Genomic DNA, 16,693 nt, shown 5'->3' with positions numbered 1-16,693 from the left:
CCAGGGTCTCCGCGCCTGGCCCCACCGGGACCCGGCCTTGTCTGTCTAGGGAATAGAGTCGCTCAGCGCAAGGGCGCCATCACGCCGCGCCCCTGCGACCAGATGATCGCAATGATCTGCTGAGCGTCGAACAGCGCATTCACATGGGCGATGCGCATGGAGTAGTAGTCGCCTTCGGCGGCCATCACGTCGAACAGCGAGCGGCGGCCCAGTTGCTGCCATTGCTGCAGCGTGGAGCTGCGCACGCGGTCGCTGTTGCGAAGGATGTCGACGATGCGGCCGGCGCGGTCGATCGACGAACTGGCCAGCTCGTGCATCTCCTGCACGCGGTAGCGCTTGGCCTCGATGGTGTCCTCGCGCTGCAGCCCGGCGGCCTGGGCGCGACGCTGCGCGGCGGCGACCGCGGAACCCGCGCCCGGCTGCAGCAGCGGGATGTTCAGCGCCAGGCCCGCCACCACCTCCTTGGAACGCACCTGGCCGGTGCCCACGGCCCCGCTGGACAAGAGGCTCACCGAAGGCTTCTGCGACGCCGACACCGATTCGGCATAGCTGCGCTGCGCATTGGCGGTGGCGGTGAGCTGGGCCACGTCGGCGGACTGCAGCACGTCGGACTGCATCTCCTGCAGATCGGGCAGGCGCGCCAGCACGGCGCTCATGCTGGCCGGGCGCGGCAGCTCGTCGCCGACGAAGCGGCGCAGCTTGACCTCGGTCTGGCGCAGCGTGGACAGGGTCTGCTCCAGCGACAGCTGGGCCTGCTGCAGGCTCTTCTGCGCCTGCACCAGCTCGCTGGCGCGGCCGCGGTCGGCGCGGGTGATGGTTTCCAGCGCGTCGACCAGGCAGGCCATCTTGCGCGTGTACTGCTGGTAGACCTGGGCCTGCAGCTGGTAGCGGCCGCGGTCCAGCGCCAGCGACACGGTCTGCAGCGCCAGCTGCTCCTCGGCGCTGTTCTGGCTGTAGCGCGCCGCCTCGGCCAGTTCGCGGCGCCACTGGGCCAGTTTTTCGATCCGGCCGAAATCGTAGATGGGCGCGCTGACGTTGAGGGCCAGACGCGACTGCATGCCATTGGCGGTGGTGATGCCGCCCACCTCGGTGCCGGTGTAGTTGCTGGTTGCGTTGAGGCTGATCGTCGGCAGGCGCTGGGCCTTGGCTTCCTCGTGGTCGGCATCGGCGGCCAGCGTCAGCAGGCGCACCGCGCCGATCGCGCGGCTGCGCGTCATCGCCGCCTGCACCAGCTCCTGCAGCTGCCCGCGCGGGTCGGCGCCGCTGGCCTCCAGCTGAGACAGGTCCTGCCCGCGCGCGGCGACCTTCACCTCGTCCTCGCCACAGCGGCTGACACCGCCTTCGGCGGCCGGCGTGGCCGGCGGCGCGGGCTGGGCTGCGGCGGGACGCGCGCCACGCGCGCCGGCCTTCTGAGCCTGCGCGGCGGGGCCCGTGAGCAGGCCCAACGCGAGCAGCAGAGCGCCCATCCCCAAGGTGCCGGGACGGGCAAGGGCAAATGACCGGGGTTCGATGGACATGGGCGCGGCAGGTAGATGCGGGAACGACGACGGCGGATTTCCGTAGCCCGTACTTCATCACGCGGCGCCGGCCGCAAAAGCCGGATTAAAAGGCCTGTCGGGGCGCAAATGCGGCGCTGCCGCTCAACGCTCGCGCATCGCCTCGCGCGACTTCATCATCGGCCGCAGCAGATAGCTCAGCACCGAGCGCTCGCCGGTGCGTATCTCCACCGACGCGGTCATGCCGGGGATGACCGGCAGCGGCTCGCCCTTCAGGCGCAGGTTGTTGCGCTCGGCGGCGACGACGGCGCGGTAGTAGGTGGCGTCGCCGCCCTTCTCCGTCTCGCCCAACGCGTCGGGGCTGATGTACTCCACCTTGCCCTCCAGCCCGCCGTGCACGTTGTAGTCATAGCCGGCGAGCTTGACGATGGCGGTCTGCCCGATCTGCACAAAGCCCACGTCGCGCGGCTTGATGCGCGCCTCGATCAGCACGCGCGGCCCCAGCGGAACGATCTCCATGATGGGCGCGCCGGTGGTCACGACACCGCCCACGGTGTTGATGCGGATGTTCTTGACCAGACCGCGCACCGGCGACTTCAGCAGGGTGTGGCGCATCGCGTCCTGGCGCACCACCATCTGCTCGTCCACCTGGGCCAGCTCGGTCTGCACGCGCGACAGATCGGCGCTGGCCTCCTGGCGGAAACGGCTGACGCGCTCGTTGCGCTGCTGCTGCAGCTCGTTGACCTGGCGCGCCAGGCGCATCACCTCGACGTCCGACATCAGGCCTTTGGCCGCCATGGACTGGGCGATGCGCTGCTCGCGCTGCACCAGCCCGATGCTGCTACCGATGCTGGCCACCGCCTCGTCCAGCGCGCGGCGGCGGCTCTCGTGCACCTCGGTTTCGGCCTGCACCAGGCGCGGCTGCTTCTGCACCTCGGGCGGGAACTGCAGCGGCCGGCCGAAGGACTCGGCCTGCAGCCGCGCCACCTGGGCCATCAGCGCCAGACGCTTGGCCTGGCCCTCGTTCTGGGCCGCCTCGACGCGGGTGGGATCGAGCTGGGCCAGCGGCTGGCCGGCCTCGACCTCCTGCCCTTCCTTCACCATCAGCGCGCCCAGCACGCCGGCCTCCAGGCTGGAGATGACCTGCTCCTTGCCGTCGGGCACGATGCGTCCGTCGCTGCGCGTGACCTCGTCGACCTTGGCGAGCGCGGCCCAGCCGATCGCGAACACCACGACCGCCAACACCAGGTAGAGCGCCCAGACCGCGCGCGGCAGCGGCTCGTCCAGCATCGCGCCCTGCACGCCGCCGACGAACAGGCCTTCCTCGCGGCTCAGCGACTTGGGCGCACTCATGCCGGCGACTCCCACGCGGCAGGCCTGGACCGGGACGGGCGTGCCATCTCAGACCGACGCCGAACGCTGCACCGGCTGCGTGGCCGGATGCATGTGCAGATTGGCGCCGTCCTGCGCGGCCGGTGCCGCCGGCGCGCCCTGCGCCGGGCGCACGCCGGACAGCACGGCCAGCACCTGGTCGCGCGGGCCGTCCATCACCAGCCGGCCGTTGTCCATCACGACGATGCGCTGCACCAGCTCCAGCACCGCCGGGCGGTGGGTCACGACGATCAGAGTGCAGCCCTGCGCGGCGTCGCGCAGCTGGCGCAGGAAGGCGATTTCGGACTGCGCGTCCATCGAGCTGGTGGGCTCGTCCATCAGCAGGATCTGCGGCCGGCTCACCAGCGCGCGCGCCAGCGCCACCAGCTGGCGCTGGCCGCCGGAGAGCTGGCTGCCCATCTCGCCGACCTGCAGGTCCCAGCCCATGGGATGCGCCGCGACGACGCGGTCCAGCCCGGTCAGCTGCGCCACTTCGACCAGGCGCTGCGCGTCGACATGGCGGCCCATCAGCACGTTGTCGCGCAGCGTGCCCTGGAACAGCCGCGGCTCCTGCGACACAAAGCCCACGCGCTCGCGGAACTCGGCCGGGTCGACCTGGCGCAGGTCGATGCCATCGATCTCCACCATGCCCTCGGTGGGCTGGTAGAGCCCGGCCAGCATGCGCAGCACGGTGGACTTGCCGCTACCGATGCGGCCCAGCACCGCGACCCGCTCGCCCGCCGGGACGCGCAGGTTCACGCCCTTGAGCACCTTGGGCGCCTGCCCGGGGTCGGCCTGGCCCTGCACCGGGTAGGCGAAGCCCACGTCATGCAGGCCCAGCCGGCCCGTGGTCTGGTTCAGCGGCACGTAGTTGCGCTCGCTCTCGCGCTCGGTCGGCGCGTTCATCATCCGGTTCAGCGACAGCATGGCCGCGCGCGCGCCCTGGTAGCGGGTGGCCAGGCTGACCACGCTGCTCAGCGGCATGGTGGCGCGGCCGGCGAACATCACCGCGCCGATCAGCGCGCCGGAGGTGATCTGACCTTCATGGATCAGATAGACGCCCCAGACCAGCATCACCAGATTGATCGCCTGCTGCAGCGTCATCGCGATGTTGCTGCTCCAGCTGGACGCGCTGCGCGCGCGCAGCGCCGCCTCGGCGGCGATCACGGTGCTCTGCTCGTAGCGGCGCAGGAAGCGGCCCTGGGCGCCGGATGTTTTCAGGTCCTCCAGCCCTTCGATGGCCTCGACCAGCGTGCCCTGCAGGTCGGCCGTCTCGGCGACCTGGGTGCGCATCGCGCGGCGCAGCCGCCCCTGGATGGCCCAGCTGAGCATCAGGATCAACGGAATCGCCAGCACCAGCACCCAGCCCAGCGGCCCGCCGACGATGAAGGTCATCGCGACGAAGAGCACGATGAAGGGCACATCGGACAGCGCCGACATGGTCGCCGACGTGAAGAAGTCGCGCACCACCTCCACCTGCGCCAGATAGTGGGCATAGGAACCCGCCGACGCGGGCTTGTGTTCCATGCGCACGCCCAGGGTCTGACGGAACAGCTTGGCGCTGATGATCAGGTCCGCCTTGCGCCCGGCCAGGTCGATCAGGTGAGAGCGCAGCTGGCGCGAGAAAAGGTCGAACAGCAGCGCCACCGCCGCGCCGACGGCCAGGGTCCACAGCGTGACCATGGCCTGGTGCGGGATGACCTTGTCATAGATCACCGAAGTCACCAGCCCGGAGACCAGCATCAGCACGTTGGACAGCAGCGCCGCCACCATGGCCGAGCGGTAATAGGGAATGAAACGGCGCAGCGTGCCCCACAGCCAGTGGCTTTCGGGCGGCGCCAGCAGCGCGTCGTCGCCGTGCGCGCGCCGGCCCGACTGCGCGGCCAGGGACTGCTCGCGCGGCGAGACCGTCAGCACGAAGCCGCTGAACTCCTGCTCCAGTTCGTCGCTGGCCGCGATGCAGCGGCTGGCGTCGGGGCCGGGGAAGACCACCTCGAAGCGTACCGGCCCGGCCGGCTGCGCGACTTCGTCCACGCGCCGCACCAGCACGCAGGCGTCGCCGCCATTGAGCAGCAGCACCGCGGGCAGCAGCAGCGGGTTGATCTCAGCGATGCCGCGGCGCAGCAGCCCGGCGTTGTAGCCGGCGTCGCGCATCAGGCGCAGCGCGGCATCGGGGGTCAGCAGCCCGTCCACCGAAGCCTCGGCGCGCAGCGATTCGGCCGAGCGCGCGCGACCATGGTGCTGGGTCAGCCAGACCAGGCATTGCAGCAGCGGATCGCCCTGCAGCGCCTCGCCGGGCTGGGCCGGCGGCGCCGGGTCGGGCAGGCGGGCGGCGTCCTCCGCGGTGGCCAGGCGCAGCGCCGGCGCCCCGGGGCGGCCCTGGGGTCCGTCGAAGAAGGGATCGTGTCGCCGGCTCATGGGGTGGATCTTCGTCCGTTCAGCCGCGCTGCGCCAGCGCCAGGCGCTCGAACTCGGACTCCAGGTCCTTCACGATCTGCGGCAGGTCGAACAGCGCGCTCTGGCGGCCATGCTCGCGCAGATAGCGCTTGTAGGACGCCGCGCGGGCCGGGTTGCGACCGATGGTGATCGCCAGGCGCTCGTACTCGTCCAGCGAATGCGTCACCAGATCGGGCAGGCCCACCGCGGTGAGCAAGCTGCCGCACATGCGCGAGATGTACGTCCGGCCCGAGCGGGTCAGGATGGGCGTGCCCATCCACAGGCAGTCGCTCGCGGTGGTGCCGGCGTTGTACGGGAAGGTGTCCAGCACCAGGTCCGGCAGCTGGAAGCGCGCCAGGTAGGCGGGCGGGTCCTCGCGCGGCGCGAACACCAGCCGCGCCGGGTCCACGCCCTGCGCGATCGCGGCCTGCTGCATGTGGGCGCGCGACCATTCGTTGTCCGCCAGCAGCCACAGCACGCTGTCCGGCACCGCCTTCAGGATGCGCATCCAGGCCGAGAAGGTTTCCTCGCCCAGCTTGTGGTTGTTGTTGAACGAACAATAGACGAAGCCCTGCTCCGGCAGCCCGTACTGGGCGCGCGTGGGCAGCGGGCCGGCCTCGCGGCGGCGGTCGCTGACCTGGTAGCAATGCGGCAGGTAGATGGGCTTTTCGCTGCAGTAGGGCAGGTACTCCGGCGGCATCACGAAGCGGTCGGCGACGATCCAGTCCACGCCGGGCAGCATGGAGGTCGCCGGCAGGCCCAGGTAGCCCACCTGCACCGGCGCTGGCCGGTAGGCCAGGATGTTGGGGCGCGCGCCGCTGGTCAGGCCCTGCAGGTCCACCAGCACGTCGATGCCCTGCCCGGCGATCAGCTCGGCGGCCTTGCGGTCGTCCAGTTCGCCGATGCGCCAGACCTTGTCCATCGCCGCGACGATGCGCGCGCGCAGCGGCGAACCGTCCTCGCGGCTCCAGCAAAAGGCGTGCAGCTCGAAGCGGCTCTTGTCGTGCAGTTCGTACAGCTCCGCGGTCAGCAGCCCCACCGCATGCATGCACAGGTCGCCGGACAGGTAGCCGATGCGGATCTTGCCTTCGCGCGGGCGCTGCTGCGCCGCCAGCTTGTGCAGCGGCGCGCCGCTGTACTTCTGCACGCGGTCGTGCACGAAGCGCTGCGAGGCCATCATCTGCAGCGCCGGATCGTCGCTCGCCGACAGCATGGCCAGCAGCGAGGTGCCGGCGATCAGCTGGTTCATCGTCACCTCGCCCAGCGGCTGGTACACCGGCCAGGCGCACTGCTTCTGGCGGATGTGCACATAGTGCTGCGTGACGTCGGGCTGGGCCGGCTTGAGCGCCAGGCTCTGGCGCATGCGCGCCTCGGCGGCGGGGTATTGGCGCAGTTGCTCGAGCAGCCGCGCGGAGTTGTTCAGCGCATGGATGCGCAACTCCAGCGGGTCGGTGCCCATCGGATCCTGCGGGCCCTGGTCGTCGGCCACCGCGGCCCAGCATTGCAGCGCCTCGGCCGGGCGGCCCAGGTGCTCCAGCTGGTGGCCCAGGTTCAGGGCCGCCTGGGTGAAATCGGGCTTGATCTCCAACGCCTGGCGGTAGACCTGCTCGGCGCGGTCGTAGAGGCGCTGCTGACTCAGCAGTGTGCCCATGTTGTACAGCGCGACGACGCGCAGCGGCGTCTGCTGGTGGGCCACCCAGGTCTCGTACAGCAGCAGGGCCGCGTCCAGGTGGCCTCGCTGCTGCAGCGTGCCGGCCAGGCCCAGCAATTCGGCCAGGCCCAGCTGGCCGGCGCGACTCTGCGCCAGGGCCTGCTCGAGCGCGCGGGCTTCCGCCTCGGGGACGCTGAGGTTCTGCATGCTGGGTGCGGCGATGTTCATGGTGTCGGATTCCGGGCCAGACCGGGGCGACGGCCCAGGCGGGTCCGGACGGCCGCCACGCCTCGCGCGCGGCCGCTCCGGGCCCCACGGGCCGGCTTTGGGGGGATGTTAGGCCGCCGCCGGGCGCGCGATCGCGCCAATTGGGCGATCAAAACCCGGCAATTGCCCAGTAGTGGACAGCCGGGCCGGCTTGTCGGATCAGGCCAGGAAGGTGGTCAGCACGATGGCCAGCGGCGCGTAGGACACGAAGATCCACAGCGCGCGGGCGATGAAGGTCCGGGCCAGCTGGACCTCCAGGAAATGGCGCAGCACCAGCCAGGCCTTGGCCCACAGAATGCTGGCCACCACCAGCGCGCCCAGGCGTGGGTCCTTCAGCACGTGGCTCAGCAGCGGGCTCAGCAGAGTCAGCAGCACCAGCGCGGCCCAGGCCAGCAGCAGGGGCCGCAGCGAGCGGCCGGGACGGGGCGAGGACAGGTCGCTCATGGCTCAGACCAGCACGTAGAAGAAGGGGAAGATGGCCAGCCAGACCAGGTCGGTGGCGTGCCAGTAGCTGGCCAGCGCCTCCAGGCCCTCGTGTTGCTCGGGGGTGTAGGCGCCGCCAAGATGGCGCGCCAGCGCCCAGCACATGCCCATGATGCCCCAGACGGCATGGATCATGTGAGCGATGCAGAGGTAGTAATAGACCGTGAAAAACAGCCCGGCACCCACGCCCAGCCCTTGGGACAGGTTGAAGTGGAACTCCAGGAGCTTCACCACCGGGTAGCCCAGCGCCACCAGCAAGGCCCCCATCAGCCAACGTTGCGACTCACGCCGGCGCCCGGCGCGCAGGCTGGCCACGGCACAGGCCAGCAGCGCGCTGCTGGTGATCATCAGCAACGTGATCACGACGCCGGCGGTCTGCGACAGGCGCTGCGCGCCGGCATGGAAGGCCTCGGGCGCATGGCTGCGGGCGACGAAATAGACGGTGAACAGCACCGAAAACTCGATGAATTCGCAGCAGATGCCGGCCCAGATGCCCAGGTTGCCGGGCACCCTCCCCTGGCCGCCGCGGCGTGGCGCGGCCGGCAGCGGCAACGAAGTCAGGGCGGTGGTGCTCACGGCAAGGCTCTCTTTCAGCGGGGCAGCCTCCACCGTAGCCGGCGCGCCGCCCGGTTTCCTTGCACTGGTTCAAGACTTTCCGGCCCTGGGGCGGGCGCCGTGCAGACGGCACGGATCTGGCCGTGTCTCCCGGCCCTTATCGCCGCTTTGCCGCACCGGTCAGCTCCCCAGAATGGTGGCTCGCCCCTGCCCTCCCCTGGGTCAGAGGCTCACCGCGGTCCCCGGGGAGGGGGAACCCGGACCAGCCATCAGAGCCCCCCATGATCCACAAGACATTGAGGTCCCTCCGGCATGCGGCCCACGACGGCCGGACGCCCGCCATGGTCGATCCGCTGCAGCTGTCCACGCTGGCCTGGTGCCCGGCGTCGGCCCAGCCGCCCCCCGGCGCGCGCGACGAGTCCTCGCAGCTCGCCACCGGCTCGGCCACGGCGCGCAACACCGACTCCTTCTTGCAAAGCCTGTTGCGCTGGCTGCCGCGCGAACGGCGCCGCCGCGGCCCCGACAGCGCCCACATGCAGGCGCTGCGCGAGGCCTGCCGCGCCTGCCTGCAGGGGCTGGACGGCCAGGCCGCCGCCGAGCTGCAGCACGGCATCACGCGGGCGCGCGGCATCCAGGATCTCTGGTACCTGCGCACCGCCCTCTACAACGAAGTCGCGCGGGCACTCAGCCAGCAGGAAGCCGAACGCCGGCTGGCCTCGCTGGGCCCGCTGCTCCAGCCCCAGCGCCGCGGAATGCCGCTCTAGCCCCACCATGACCCTCACCCTGCGCTCCATCCCGGACTTCCCGCCACCCTGGGCCTATGCCTCGGTGCGCTTCCCCCAGGCCAGCCTGAGCGACCGACGCGGACGCGCCCAGGCGCGCGAGCACTTCCTGGCGCTGAAGCTCGCCTGTTCGCGCGCCGCGGCCGAGCTGCAAGGCCCTGGCGCTGGCGAGCTGCAGGCACGCATCCGCACGGCCGGCGAGCCCATCGAGCTGTGGGTGCTGAGCCACCCGCTGCTGGAGGCGCTGCCCACGGAATGCCCGCGCGCCGAGCGCCATCGCGCCGACATCGACCAGCTGCTCTGCGCCTTCGCCAGCTGAGCGTGCGGCCCGGTCCGGGCCACGCTGTTTCACGAAAGTTGCAGTCCCACGCCGGCGAGGCCGCGGAGGCGGTGCAAAATGGCCGCGCACGCCATGAACATCATCATCCTCGACGACTACCAGGATGCGGTCCGCAAGCTGCGCTGCGCCGACAAGCTGGAATCGCTGAACGCCAAGGTCTACACCAACACGGTGAAGGGACTGGGCCAGCTGTCCATCCGCTTGCGTGACGCCGACGTGCTGGTCACCATCCGCGAGCGCACCCAGTTCAACCGCCAGCTGCTGGAAAAACTGCCCCGCCTCAAGCTGATCGCGCAGACCGGCCGCGTCGGCGCCCACATCGACCTGGAGGCCTGCACACGGCTGGGCATCGCGGTCGCCGAGGGCGTGGGCTCCCCGGTCGCGCCGGCCGAGCTGACCTGGGCGCTGATCATGGCCGCGATGCGCCGCCTGCCGCAGTACATCGGCAACCTCAAGCACGGCGCCTGGCAGCAGTCCGGCCTCAAGGCCGCGTCCATGCCGGCCAATTTCGGCATCGGCATGGTGCTGCGCGGCAAGGTGCTGGGCGTCTGGGGCTATGGCCGCATCGGCCAGTTGGTCGCCGGCTATGGCAAGGCCTTTGGCATGAAGGTGGTGGTCTGGGGCAGCGAGGCCTCGCGCCTGCGCGCCGAGGCCGATGGCCATCTGGCGGCCGAGAGCCGCGAGAGCTTCTTCGAGCAATGCGACGTGCTCAGCCTGCACCTGCGCCTGACGCCCGAGACGCGTGCCCAGATCGGCCCCGAGGACCTGTCGCGCATGAAGCCTTCGGCGCTGTTCGTCAACACCTCGCGCGCCGAGCTGCTGGCCGACGGCGCGCTGGTGCACGCGCTGAACCGCGGCCGGCCGGGCATGGCGGCGGTGGACGTCTTCGAGAGCGAACCCATCCTGCAAGGCCATCCGCTGCTGCGCCTGGAGAACGCCGTCTGCACGCCCCACATCGGCTATGTGGAGCTGGACAGCTACGAGATGTATTTCAGCGCCGCCTTCGACAACGTGCTGAACTACATCAAAGGGCAGCCCAGCAACATCGTCAACCCCGACGCGCTGAAGGTCCTGCGCTGAACCCGGCCGCCCCGACATCCCGCCCGCACAGCCCCGGCGCGCTGTTCTGGGCCTTCAACCGGCTGGCGCTGCAGGGCTTCGGCGGCGTGCTGGCGGTGGCGCAGCGCGAACTGGTGGAGCGCCTGGGCTGGCTCACGCGCGAGGAGTTCGTCGAGATGCTCTCGGTGGCCCAGGTGCTGCCGGGACCCAACGTCGTGAACCTGTCGCTGATGATCGGCGACCGCTTCTTCGGCCTGCGCGGCGCGCTGATGGCGCTGGCCGGCATGCTGCTGCTGCCGGCCCTGATCGTGCTGGGGCTGGCCGCCGCCGCGGCGGGCTGGTCGGATGGATCCCCGCATGCGCAGACCCTGCAGGGCGCGCTGCGCGGCATGGGCGCGGTGTCGGCCGGGCTGATCCTGGCCACCGGGCTCAAGCTGCTGCCTTCGCTGCGCGCCAACCCCGTCGGGCTGCGGCCGGCATTGCTGCTGGCCACGCTGGTGATCGCCGCCACCGTGGTGTGGCGGGCGCCGCTGGTCTGGGTGGTGCTGGGCGTGGGCGGCCTGGGCATGGCACTGGCCTGGCGCGCGCTGCGCGGCCGCGAGGGAGCGGACTGATGGGAACGGCCTGGGACTGGAGCCTGCTGCTGCAGCTGATGCTGCATTTCCTGATGCTGTCGCTGCTGTCCATCGGCGGCGCGATCAGCACCGCGCCGGAGATGCACCGCTTCCTGGTCGACCAGCGCCACTGGCTGACCGACACCCAGTTCACCAGCTCCATCGCGCTGGCCCAGGCCGCGCCCGGGCCCAACATCCTCTTCGTGGCCGTGCTGGGCTACAACACGGCCGGCCTGCCCGGCGCCGCGGCGGCCATGCTCGGCATCATGCTGCCCTCGACCACGCTGGTGATGGTGGCCACGCGCTGGGCGCGCGCCAACCGCGAGCGCCTGGCCGTGCGTGCCTTCACGTTGGGCATGGCCCCGCTGACCCTGGGCCTGATGCTGGCCACCGGCTGGCTGCTCGCCCAGCCCTATCTGCTCGTGCCCGAGCATCGCTGGGCCACCCTGGCCCTGATCGCCGCCACCGTGGCGCTGACGCTGCGCACCCGGCTGAGCCTGGTGTGGATGGTGCTGGCCGGCGGCGTGGCGGGGGCGCTGGGCTGGGTCTGAAGGCCGAAGGATTCGACCACTCGACACACCGACGCCCATGCTGCATCACCTCTCACTGCCGGTCGCGGACCTTGCCCTGAGCGGGCGTTTCTATGACGCGGCCCTGGGCGCACTGGGCTTTCGGCGCGTCTTCGAGGACGACACCGCCATCGGCTATGGCGTCGAAGACGGCAAGGACAAGCTCTGCCTGAAGTTGCGCTCGCCGGCGATCGCCGCCGGGCCAGGGTTTCACCTCGCGTTCGCCGCACCGGACCGGGCGGCGGTCGACCGTTTCCACCGCGATGCGCTGCGCATCGGCGGGCAGGACAACGGCTCGCCGGGATTGCGCCCGCACTACGGGCCGCATTACTACGCCGCTTTCCTGGTCGACCCGGATGGCCATCGCATCGAGGCCGTGATCAACCAGGCCGCCGAATGACGCGCTGGTGCGAAGGGGGCCTCAGGCGTCCTTCGTGCCGAAGATCTTGTCGCCGGCGTCGCCCAGGCCGGGAATGATGTAGCCCTGCTCGTTGAGGTGCGAGTCGATGGCCGCCGTCCAGCACCGCACCTCCGGGTGGGCCTTTTGCAGCGCGGCCACGCCCTCGGGCGCGGCGACCAGCACCAGCGCGCGGATGTCCTTGCAGCCACGCTTCTTCAGCAGGTCCACCGTCGCGATCATGGAGCCGGCGGTGGCCAGCATGGGGTCGATGATCAGCGCGGTGCGCTCGCCCAGATGGCCGACGAACTTGTCGAAGTAGTTCACCGGCTGCAGGGTCTCGTGGTCGCGCGCGAGGCCGACGACGCTGACCTTGGCGTTGGGCATCATGTCCAGCACGCCGTCCAGCATGCCCAGGCCGGCGCGCAGGATGGGCACCACCGTGACCTTGCGGCCGGAGATCTGGTCGATCTCCACCGGGCCGCACCAGCCGTCGATCGTCGTCTTCTCGAGCGGGAAATCGGCGGTGGCCTCGTAGGCCAGCAACCGCGCGACCTCGCCCGTCAGTTCGCGGAACTTCTTGGTCGAGATGTCGGCCTCGCGCATCAGGCCGATCTTGTGCTTGACCAGGGGATGTTTGACTTCGATGACGGGCATGGTGGCAATGGGGGGATGAGTTGGCCCGATTATCCCTTGCGCTGGCGCAGCGCCTCGTAGAGGCAGACGCCGGCGGCGACCGAGACGTTGAGGCTCTCCACCGCGCCCTGCATGGGGATGCGCACCAGCTCGTCGCAGGTCTTGGCGGTGAGCTGGCGCATGCCCTCGCCCTCGGCGCCCAGCACCAGCGCGACCGGGCCCTTCAGGTCCAGGTCATACAGGGTCTTCTCGGCCCGGTCGGAGGTGCCGACAACCCAGATGTCGCGTTCCTTCAACTCATTGAGGGTGCGCGCCAGGTTGGTGACCATCAGGTAGGGCACGGTCTCGGCCGCGCCGCTGGCGACCTTGGCCACCGTGGCGTTGAGCCCCACCGCATGGTCCTTGGGCGCCACCACCGCATGGGCGCCCGCGCCGTCGGCCACGCGCAGGCAGGCGCCGAGGTTGTGCGGGTCGGTCACGCCGTCCAGCACCAGCACCAGCGGCGCGCCGTCGACGCCGTCCAGCACCTCGTCCAGCGAATGCGAGCGCGCCACCGCGCTGACGCGCGCGACCACGCCCTGGTGGCGGTGGTTGCCGCAGAGCTTGTGCAGGCGCTCGTCGTCGCTGTCGATCAGGCGCACGCCGGCGTCTCGGGCACGGTCCAGGAACTGGCGCATGCGCTGGTCGCGGCGCGTGGCGTCGAAATGGATCTCCTGGACCGAGTCCGGCGCGGTCTTCAGCCGCACGGTGACGGCGTGGAAGCCAAACAGGATCTGGGTCTTGGAGGGAGAGGAGGAAGAGGCGCTCATGCCGCGATTGTCGCCGCAGCGGCGAGCACCGGGGCCGGCCCGGCGCAAGGACGGTTCAGTGGCCCATTTCCTTCAGATAGGCGCCGCGAGCCGCCACCGCGGTATCCGGGAAGTCCGAGAAGAGCCCGTCCAGCCCGGTCCGGAAGTACAGCAGGTACTCCTTCTGGGGATCGCCGCCGAAGTCGTAGGCCAGGTTGCGTTTCTCGTTGCGGAAGGTGTAGGCATGGACAAAGAGCCCCGCCTTGTGGGCATCGGCCACCAGCGAGGTGGGCGCCATGCTGCTGGCGTCGCTCCAGTCCAGCTTGCCGTCGCCGTTCATGTCGCGCGGCTTTCCCGCCGCATCGAGCGTGTACTTCAGCGAGGCGATGTAGGGCTTCCAGGGCCCGATGCCGTCGGCATAGGTCTTGATCTCCGCCAGCCCGGCCGGCGTGACCATGACGCTGTACAAGCGCGTGTCGCCGGCCTTGGTCCAGTCGTAAGGACGGGCCCAGGCGATGGCGTCATACGTGGTCTGGCCGGTCATGAAGTCGACCCAGTCGGCGTCGATCAGCTGCACCATGCGCACCTGCAGCCCCTTGGCCCGCAAGGCCTTGAGGCTGCCGGGCTCGAAGCTCTGCACGAAGACGGGCGCCTCCTTGCTGTTCCAGCCCGCGTCCACCAGCGCCTTCACCAGCCGGTCCTCCAGCGGCAGGCCCTGTTCGATGTGGAAGGTGGGATGCTTGGTTTCGGGATAGATCGCGATCGTGCGGCCAGTCTCGCGGCTCTTGGCCTTGGCAAGGTCGATGATCTCCTGCAGCGTCGGGATGCGGAACTTGCCGTCGTTGCCCTGCGGACGGTCCGCCGGCGCGATCTTGGCGTACAGGGTCTTCAGCTCCGCCAGCGTGAAGTCGCCCACGAACCAGTCGGTGGTGGCATCGCCATCGACCATCTTGGTGGTCTTGCGAGCGGCGAACTCGGGACGGCTGGCCACGTCGGTGGTGCCGCTGAGCATGGGCTCATGGCGGGCCACCAGCACGCCGTCCTTGGTCGACACCAGGTCCGGCTCGATCACGTCCGCGCCCTGCTGGATGGCCAGCGTGTAGGACTCCAGCGTGTGTTCGGGCAGATAGCCCGAGGCGCCGCGGTGCCCCACCACCAGCGGCGCACGTCCGTCCAGTGTGGGCAGCGGCGTCTCGTCGCTGCCGCCGCAAGCGCTCAGCAGGCCGGCGGTCGCCAGGAGGCTCAGGGCGAGGATGGGGCAGTTGCGAAACGGGGTCATGGGGGGCTCCGGCAGTGATCCCGTGCATTCTTCGCACACCGCATGACGGCGCCATGAAGCCCGCCGCGCGCGCCGCCGCTCAGTTCGGCGACAGGGCCAAGCCCAGCATCAACAGCCCGATCATCACCGGCTGATGCAGCATGTAGTAGCTCAGCGACCAGCGCCCCAGCCAGGCCAGCGGCGACAGCGCACGCGGCAGCGGACCGGCCAGCCAGCGGCGCAGCGCCGCGGTGCGCGCCAACGCGAAGCCCCACAGCATCACGCCCAGCCAGGGCAGCAGCGGCACATAGTCCTCGGTGATGGGTTTGCGCGTCACCAGGCCCACCCAGTTCAGCGCGCGACCGTCGAACAGCGGGTGCGCCAGCAGCTGCGGCGCCAGCACGGCCGCCAGGCCCAGCAGCCAGAGCCCGGGGCCCAGCCGGTGCAGCCCGAAGCGCAGCAACAGCAGCATCAGCGCCATGCCGTGCAGCACGCCGAAATGGATGTAGGAACGCGGGAACATCCACCACGAGCCCACCGAAACCAGCAGCGCGCAGACGGCGATCTGGCCCCAGCGCTTCCAGAAGCGCCGCGCCGGCAGCCCCTGGGCCAGCGCCTGCGCCTGCCCCATGCCCGCGCAGAGCAGGAACAGGCTGACGATGGCGACGCGCTGCCAGGTCCAGAAGGGGTCGCGGTAGAAGTCCTGCTGAATGAGCCGGAAATGGCTCAGGTCGAAGCAGAAATGGAAGACCGTCATCCACACCATGGCCAAGCCGCGCAGCGCGTCCAGGCGTGCGTGGCGCACGGGCCGTGCGGGAACCGGGGATGCGGGGGCCTGTGTCATGGTGGGAGCCGCAGTCTAGCCATAATCCGCGCGAAGCCCCGACGATGGGGCGCCGCACACCCATCCGCCCATGACTCTCAAGCTGTTCCTCCATGGCGCCGCGACCGCGGCGCTGGTCTTGTTCTGCGCCGCGCTGCAGGCCCAGCCGCGCGCGATCACGCCCCGCGGGCCGCTGGAGGCGCAGGAACAGCAGACCACCCAGCTGTTCCGCAAGGCCTCGCCCTCGGTGGTGCACATCACGACGCTGGACACCCAGCGCGATTTCTTCTCGCGCGCGGTGAGCCAGGTGCCGCGCGGTACCGGCACCGGTTTCGTCTGGGACGAGCAGGGCCACGTCGTGACCAACTTCCACGTGATCCAGGGCGCCGACGCCGCCCGCGTCACGCTGGCCGACCAGAGCAGCTACGCGGCGCGCCTGGTCGGTGCCTTTCCCGACCGCGACCTGGCGGTGCTGCGCATCAGTGCGCCGCGCGACAAGCTTCAGCCCATCCCGCTGGGCAGCAGCCGCGATCTGCTGGTGGGCCAGACCGTCTATGCGATCGGCAACCCCTTCGGCCTGGACCAGACCCTGACGCGCGGCATCGTCTCGGCGCTCAACCGCGAGATCGAATCGATGACCCAGCGCACCATACGCGGGGTGATTCAGACCGACGCGGCGATCAACCCCGGCAACTCCGGCGGCCCGCTGCTGGACTCGGCCGGGCGGCTGATCGGGGTCAACACCTCCATCTACAGCCCCAGCGGCGCCAGCGCCGGCATCGGCTTCGCGATCCCCGCCGACGAGGTCAACCGCGTCGTGCCGCGGCTGATCAAGGACGGCCGCTTCATCCGCCCCGCGCTGGGCGTCACCGCCGGCTCGCAGGACCTGAGCCGCGCGCTGCGCCTGCCCAAGGGTGTGGCCCTGGTGGCCGTGCAGGCCGGCGGGCCGGCCGCGGCCGCCGGGCTGCAGGCCTTCCGCCGCGCGCGCGACGGCAGCATCCTGTCCGGCGACGTGATCACCGCGGTCAACGGCCAGGAGGTGGCCGACCTGGACGACATGCTCAGCTTGCTGGAAACCCGCCAGGTCGGCGAACGCGTCACGCTGACGGTCTGGAACGGCGGCCGCACGCGCCAGGTGCAGGCGCTGCTCGCCGCGTCCGCCGACTGA

General features: G+C 70.5%; 17 protein-coding genes. 7 read left to right on the top strand and 10 right to left on the bottom strand.

The annotated features are described in order from the left end of the window. Positions 1-62: 62 nt before the first annotated feature. From LZ017_RS16495 to LZ017_RS16470, 6 genes are all read right to left on the bottom strand, one after another. Entirely contained in the window at positions 63-1,466 is a 1,404-nt protein-coding gene (locus LZ017_RS16495) for a TolC family protein (protein ID WP_241397992.1), read from the bottom strand. Positions 1,467-1,640: 174 nt separating this feature from the next. Further along, the gene (locus tag LZ017_RS16490; RefSeq protein WP_241397991.1) at positions 1,641-2,849 is read right to left on the bottom strand and encodes an HlyD family type I secretion periplasmic adaptor subunit; all 1,209 of its coding nucleotides are present in this window, start codon (positions 2,847-2,849) and stop codon (positions 1,641-1,643) included. Positions 2,850-2,897: 48 nt separating this feature from the next. Beyond that, positions 2,898-5,285 carry a type I secretion system permease/ATPase gene (locus LZ017_RS16485; protein ID WP_241397990.1) on the bottom strand — a complete coding sequence of 796 codons (2,388 nt, stop codon included), beginning with the start codon at positions 5,283-5,285 and terminating at the stop codon, positions 2,898-2,900. A 19-nt stretch (positions 5,286-5,304) separates the two neighbouring features. Further along, a complete protein-coding gene (locus LZ017_RS16480; protein WP_241397989.1) occupies positions 5,305-7,182 on the bottom strand; it encodes an acetylglucosamine transferase in 1,878 nt (625 codons plus the stop codon). Positions 7,183-7,380: 198 nt separating this feature from the next. Continuing rightward, positions 7,381-7,665 (bottom strand): hypothetical protein, encoded by a 285-nt coding sequence (locus LZ017_RS16475; RefSeq protein WP_241397988.1) that lies wholly within the window; start codon positions 7,663-7,665, stop codon positions 7,381-7,383. A gap of 3 nt (positions 7,666-7,668) precedes the next feature. Further along, entirely contained in the window at positions 7,669-8,280 is a 612-nt protein-coding gene (locus tag LZ017_RS16470; RefSeq protein WP_241397987.1) for a cytochrome c oxidase subunit 3 family protein, read from the bottom strand. 320 nt (positions 8,281-8,600) lie between these two features. Here LZ017_RS16470 and LZ017_RS16465 point away from each other — a divergent pair, with 320 nt between their 5' ends. The 6 genes from LZ017_RS16465 (at position 8,601) to LZ017_RS16440 (ending at position 12,023) form a co-directional block, all read left to right on the top strand. Further along, a complete protein-coding gene (locus LZ017_RS16465) occupies positions 8,601-9,023 on the top strand; it encodes a hypothetical protein (RefSeq protein WP_241397986.1) in 423 nt (140 codons plus the stop codon). Positions 9,024-9,030: 7 nt separating this feature from the next. Next, positions 9,031-9,360, top strand: coding sequence for a hypothetical protein (locus LZ017_RS16460; RefSeq protein ID WP_241397985.1), 330 nt, complete (start codon positions 9,031-9,033; stop codon positions 9,358-9,360). 93 nt (positions 9,361-9,453) lie between these two features. Continuing rightward, positions 9,454-10,461: a D-2-hydroxyacid dehydrogenase family protein gene (locus LZ017_RS16455; RefSeq protein WP_241398199.1), complete on the top strand. Its 1,008-nt coding sequence runs from the start codon at positions 9,454-9,456 to the stop codon at positions 10,459-10,461. Continuing rightward, positions 10,458-11,054 carry a chromate transporter gene (locus tag LZ017_RS16450; RefSeq protein ID WP_241398198.1) on the top strand — a complete coding sequence of 199 codons (597 nt, stop codon included), beginning with the start codon at positions 10,458-10,460 and terminating at the stop codon, positions 11,052-11,054. Before LZ017_RS16455 ends, LZ017_RS16450 begins: the two co-directional genes overlap by 4 nt. After that, a complete protein-coding gene (locus LZ017_RS16445; protein ID WP_241397984.1) occupies positions 11,054-11,605 on the top strand; it encodes a chromate transporter in 552 nt (183 codons plus the stop codon). Before LZ017_RS16450 ends, LZ017_RS16445 begins: the two co-directional genes overlap by 1 nt. Positions 11,606-11,642: 37 nt before the next feature. After that, on the top strand, positions 11,643-12,023 hold the full coding sequence (locus tag LZ017_RS16440) for a VOC family protein (RefSeq protein WP_241397983.1): 381 nt from the start codon (positions 11,643-11,645) through the stop codon (positions 12,021-12,023). A gap of 21 nt (positions 12,024-12,044) precedes the next feature. Here the strand turns inward: LZ017_RS16440 and upp are convergent, their stop codons facing one another. The 4 genes from upp to LZ017_RS16420 form a co-directional block, all read right to left on the bottom strand. After that, a complete protein-coding gene (upp, locus tag LZ017_RS16435) occupies positions 12,045-12,677 on the bottom strand; it encodes a uracil phosphoribosyltransferase (RefSeq protein WP_241397982.1) in 633 nt (210 codons plus the stop codon). 29 nt (positions 12,678-12,706) lie between these two features. Beyond that, a complete protein-coding gene (gene rlmB, locus LZ017_RS16430) occupies positions 12,707-13,465 on the bottom strand; it encodes a 23S rRNA (guanosine(2251)-2'-O)-methyltransferase RlmB (RefSeq protein WP_241397981.1) in 759 nt (252 codons plus the stop codon). A 55-nt stretch (positions 13,466-13,520) separates the two neighbouring features. Further along, positions 13,521-14,723, bottom strand: coding sequence for a glycerophosphodiester phosphodiesterase (locus LZ017_RS16425; RefSeq protein ID WP_241397980.1), 1,203 nt, complete (start codon positions 14,721-14,723; stop codon positions 13,521-13,523). Between the two features lie 79 nt (positions 14,724-14,802). Continuing rightward, positions 14,803-15,546 carry a DUF1624 domain-containing protein gene (locus LZ017_RS16420; protein WP_241397979.1) on the bottom strand — a complete coding sequence of 248 codons (744 nt, stop codon included), beginning with the start codon at positions 15,544-15,546 and terminating at the stop codon, positions 14,803-14,805. Between the two features lie 70 nt (positions 15,547-15,616). Between LZ017_RS16420 and LZ017_RS16415 the strand changes: the two genes are divergently transcribed. Beyond that, positions 15,617-16,693: a S1C family serine protease gene (locus tag LZ017_RS16415; RefSeq protein WP_241397978.1), complete on the top strand. Its 1,077-nt coding sequence runs from the start codon at positions 15,617-15,619 to the stop codon at positions 16,691-16,693.

The organism is Pelomonas sp. CA6, from assembly GCF_022549225.1.
Taxonomy (GTDB): domain Bacteria; phylum Pseudomonadota; class Gammaproteobacteria; order Burkholderiales; family Burkholderiaceae_C; genus Roseateles.
Note: the sequence above shows the minus strand (reverse complement) of the source record. Positions and strands in the feature narration are given on the sequence as shown.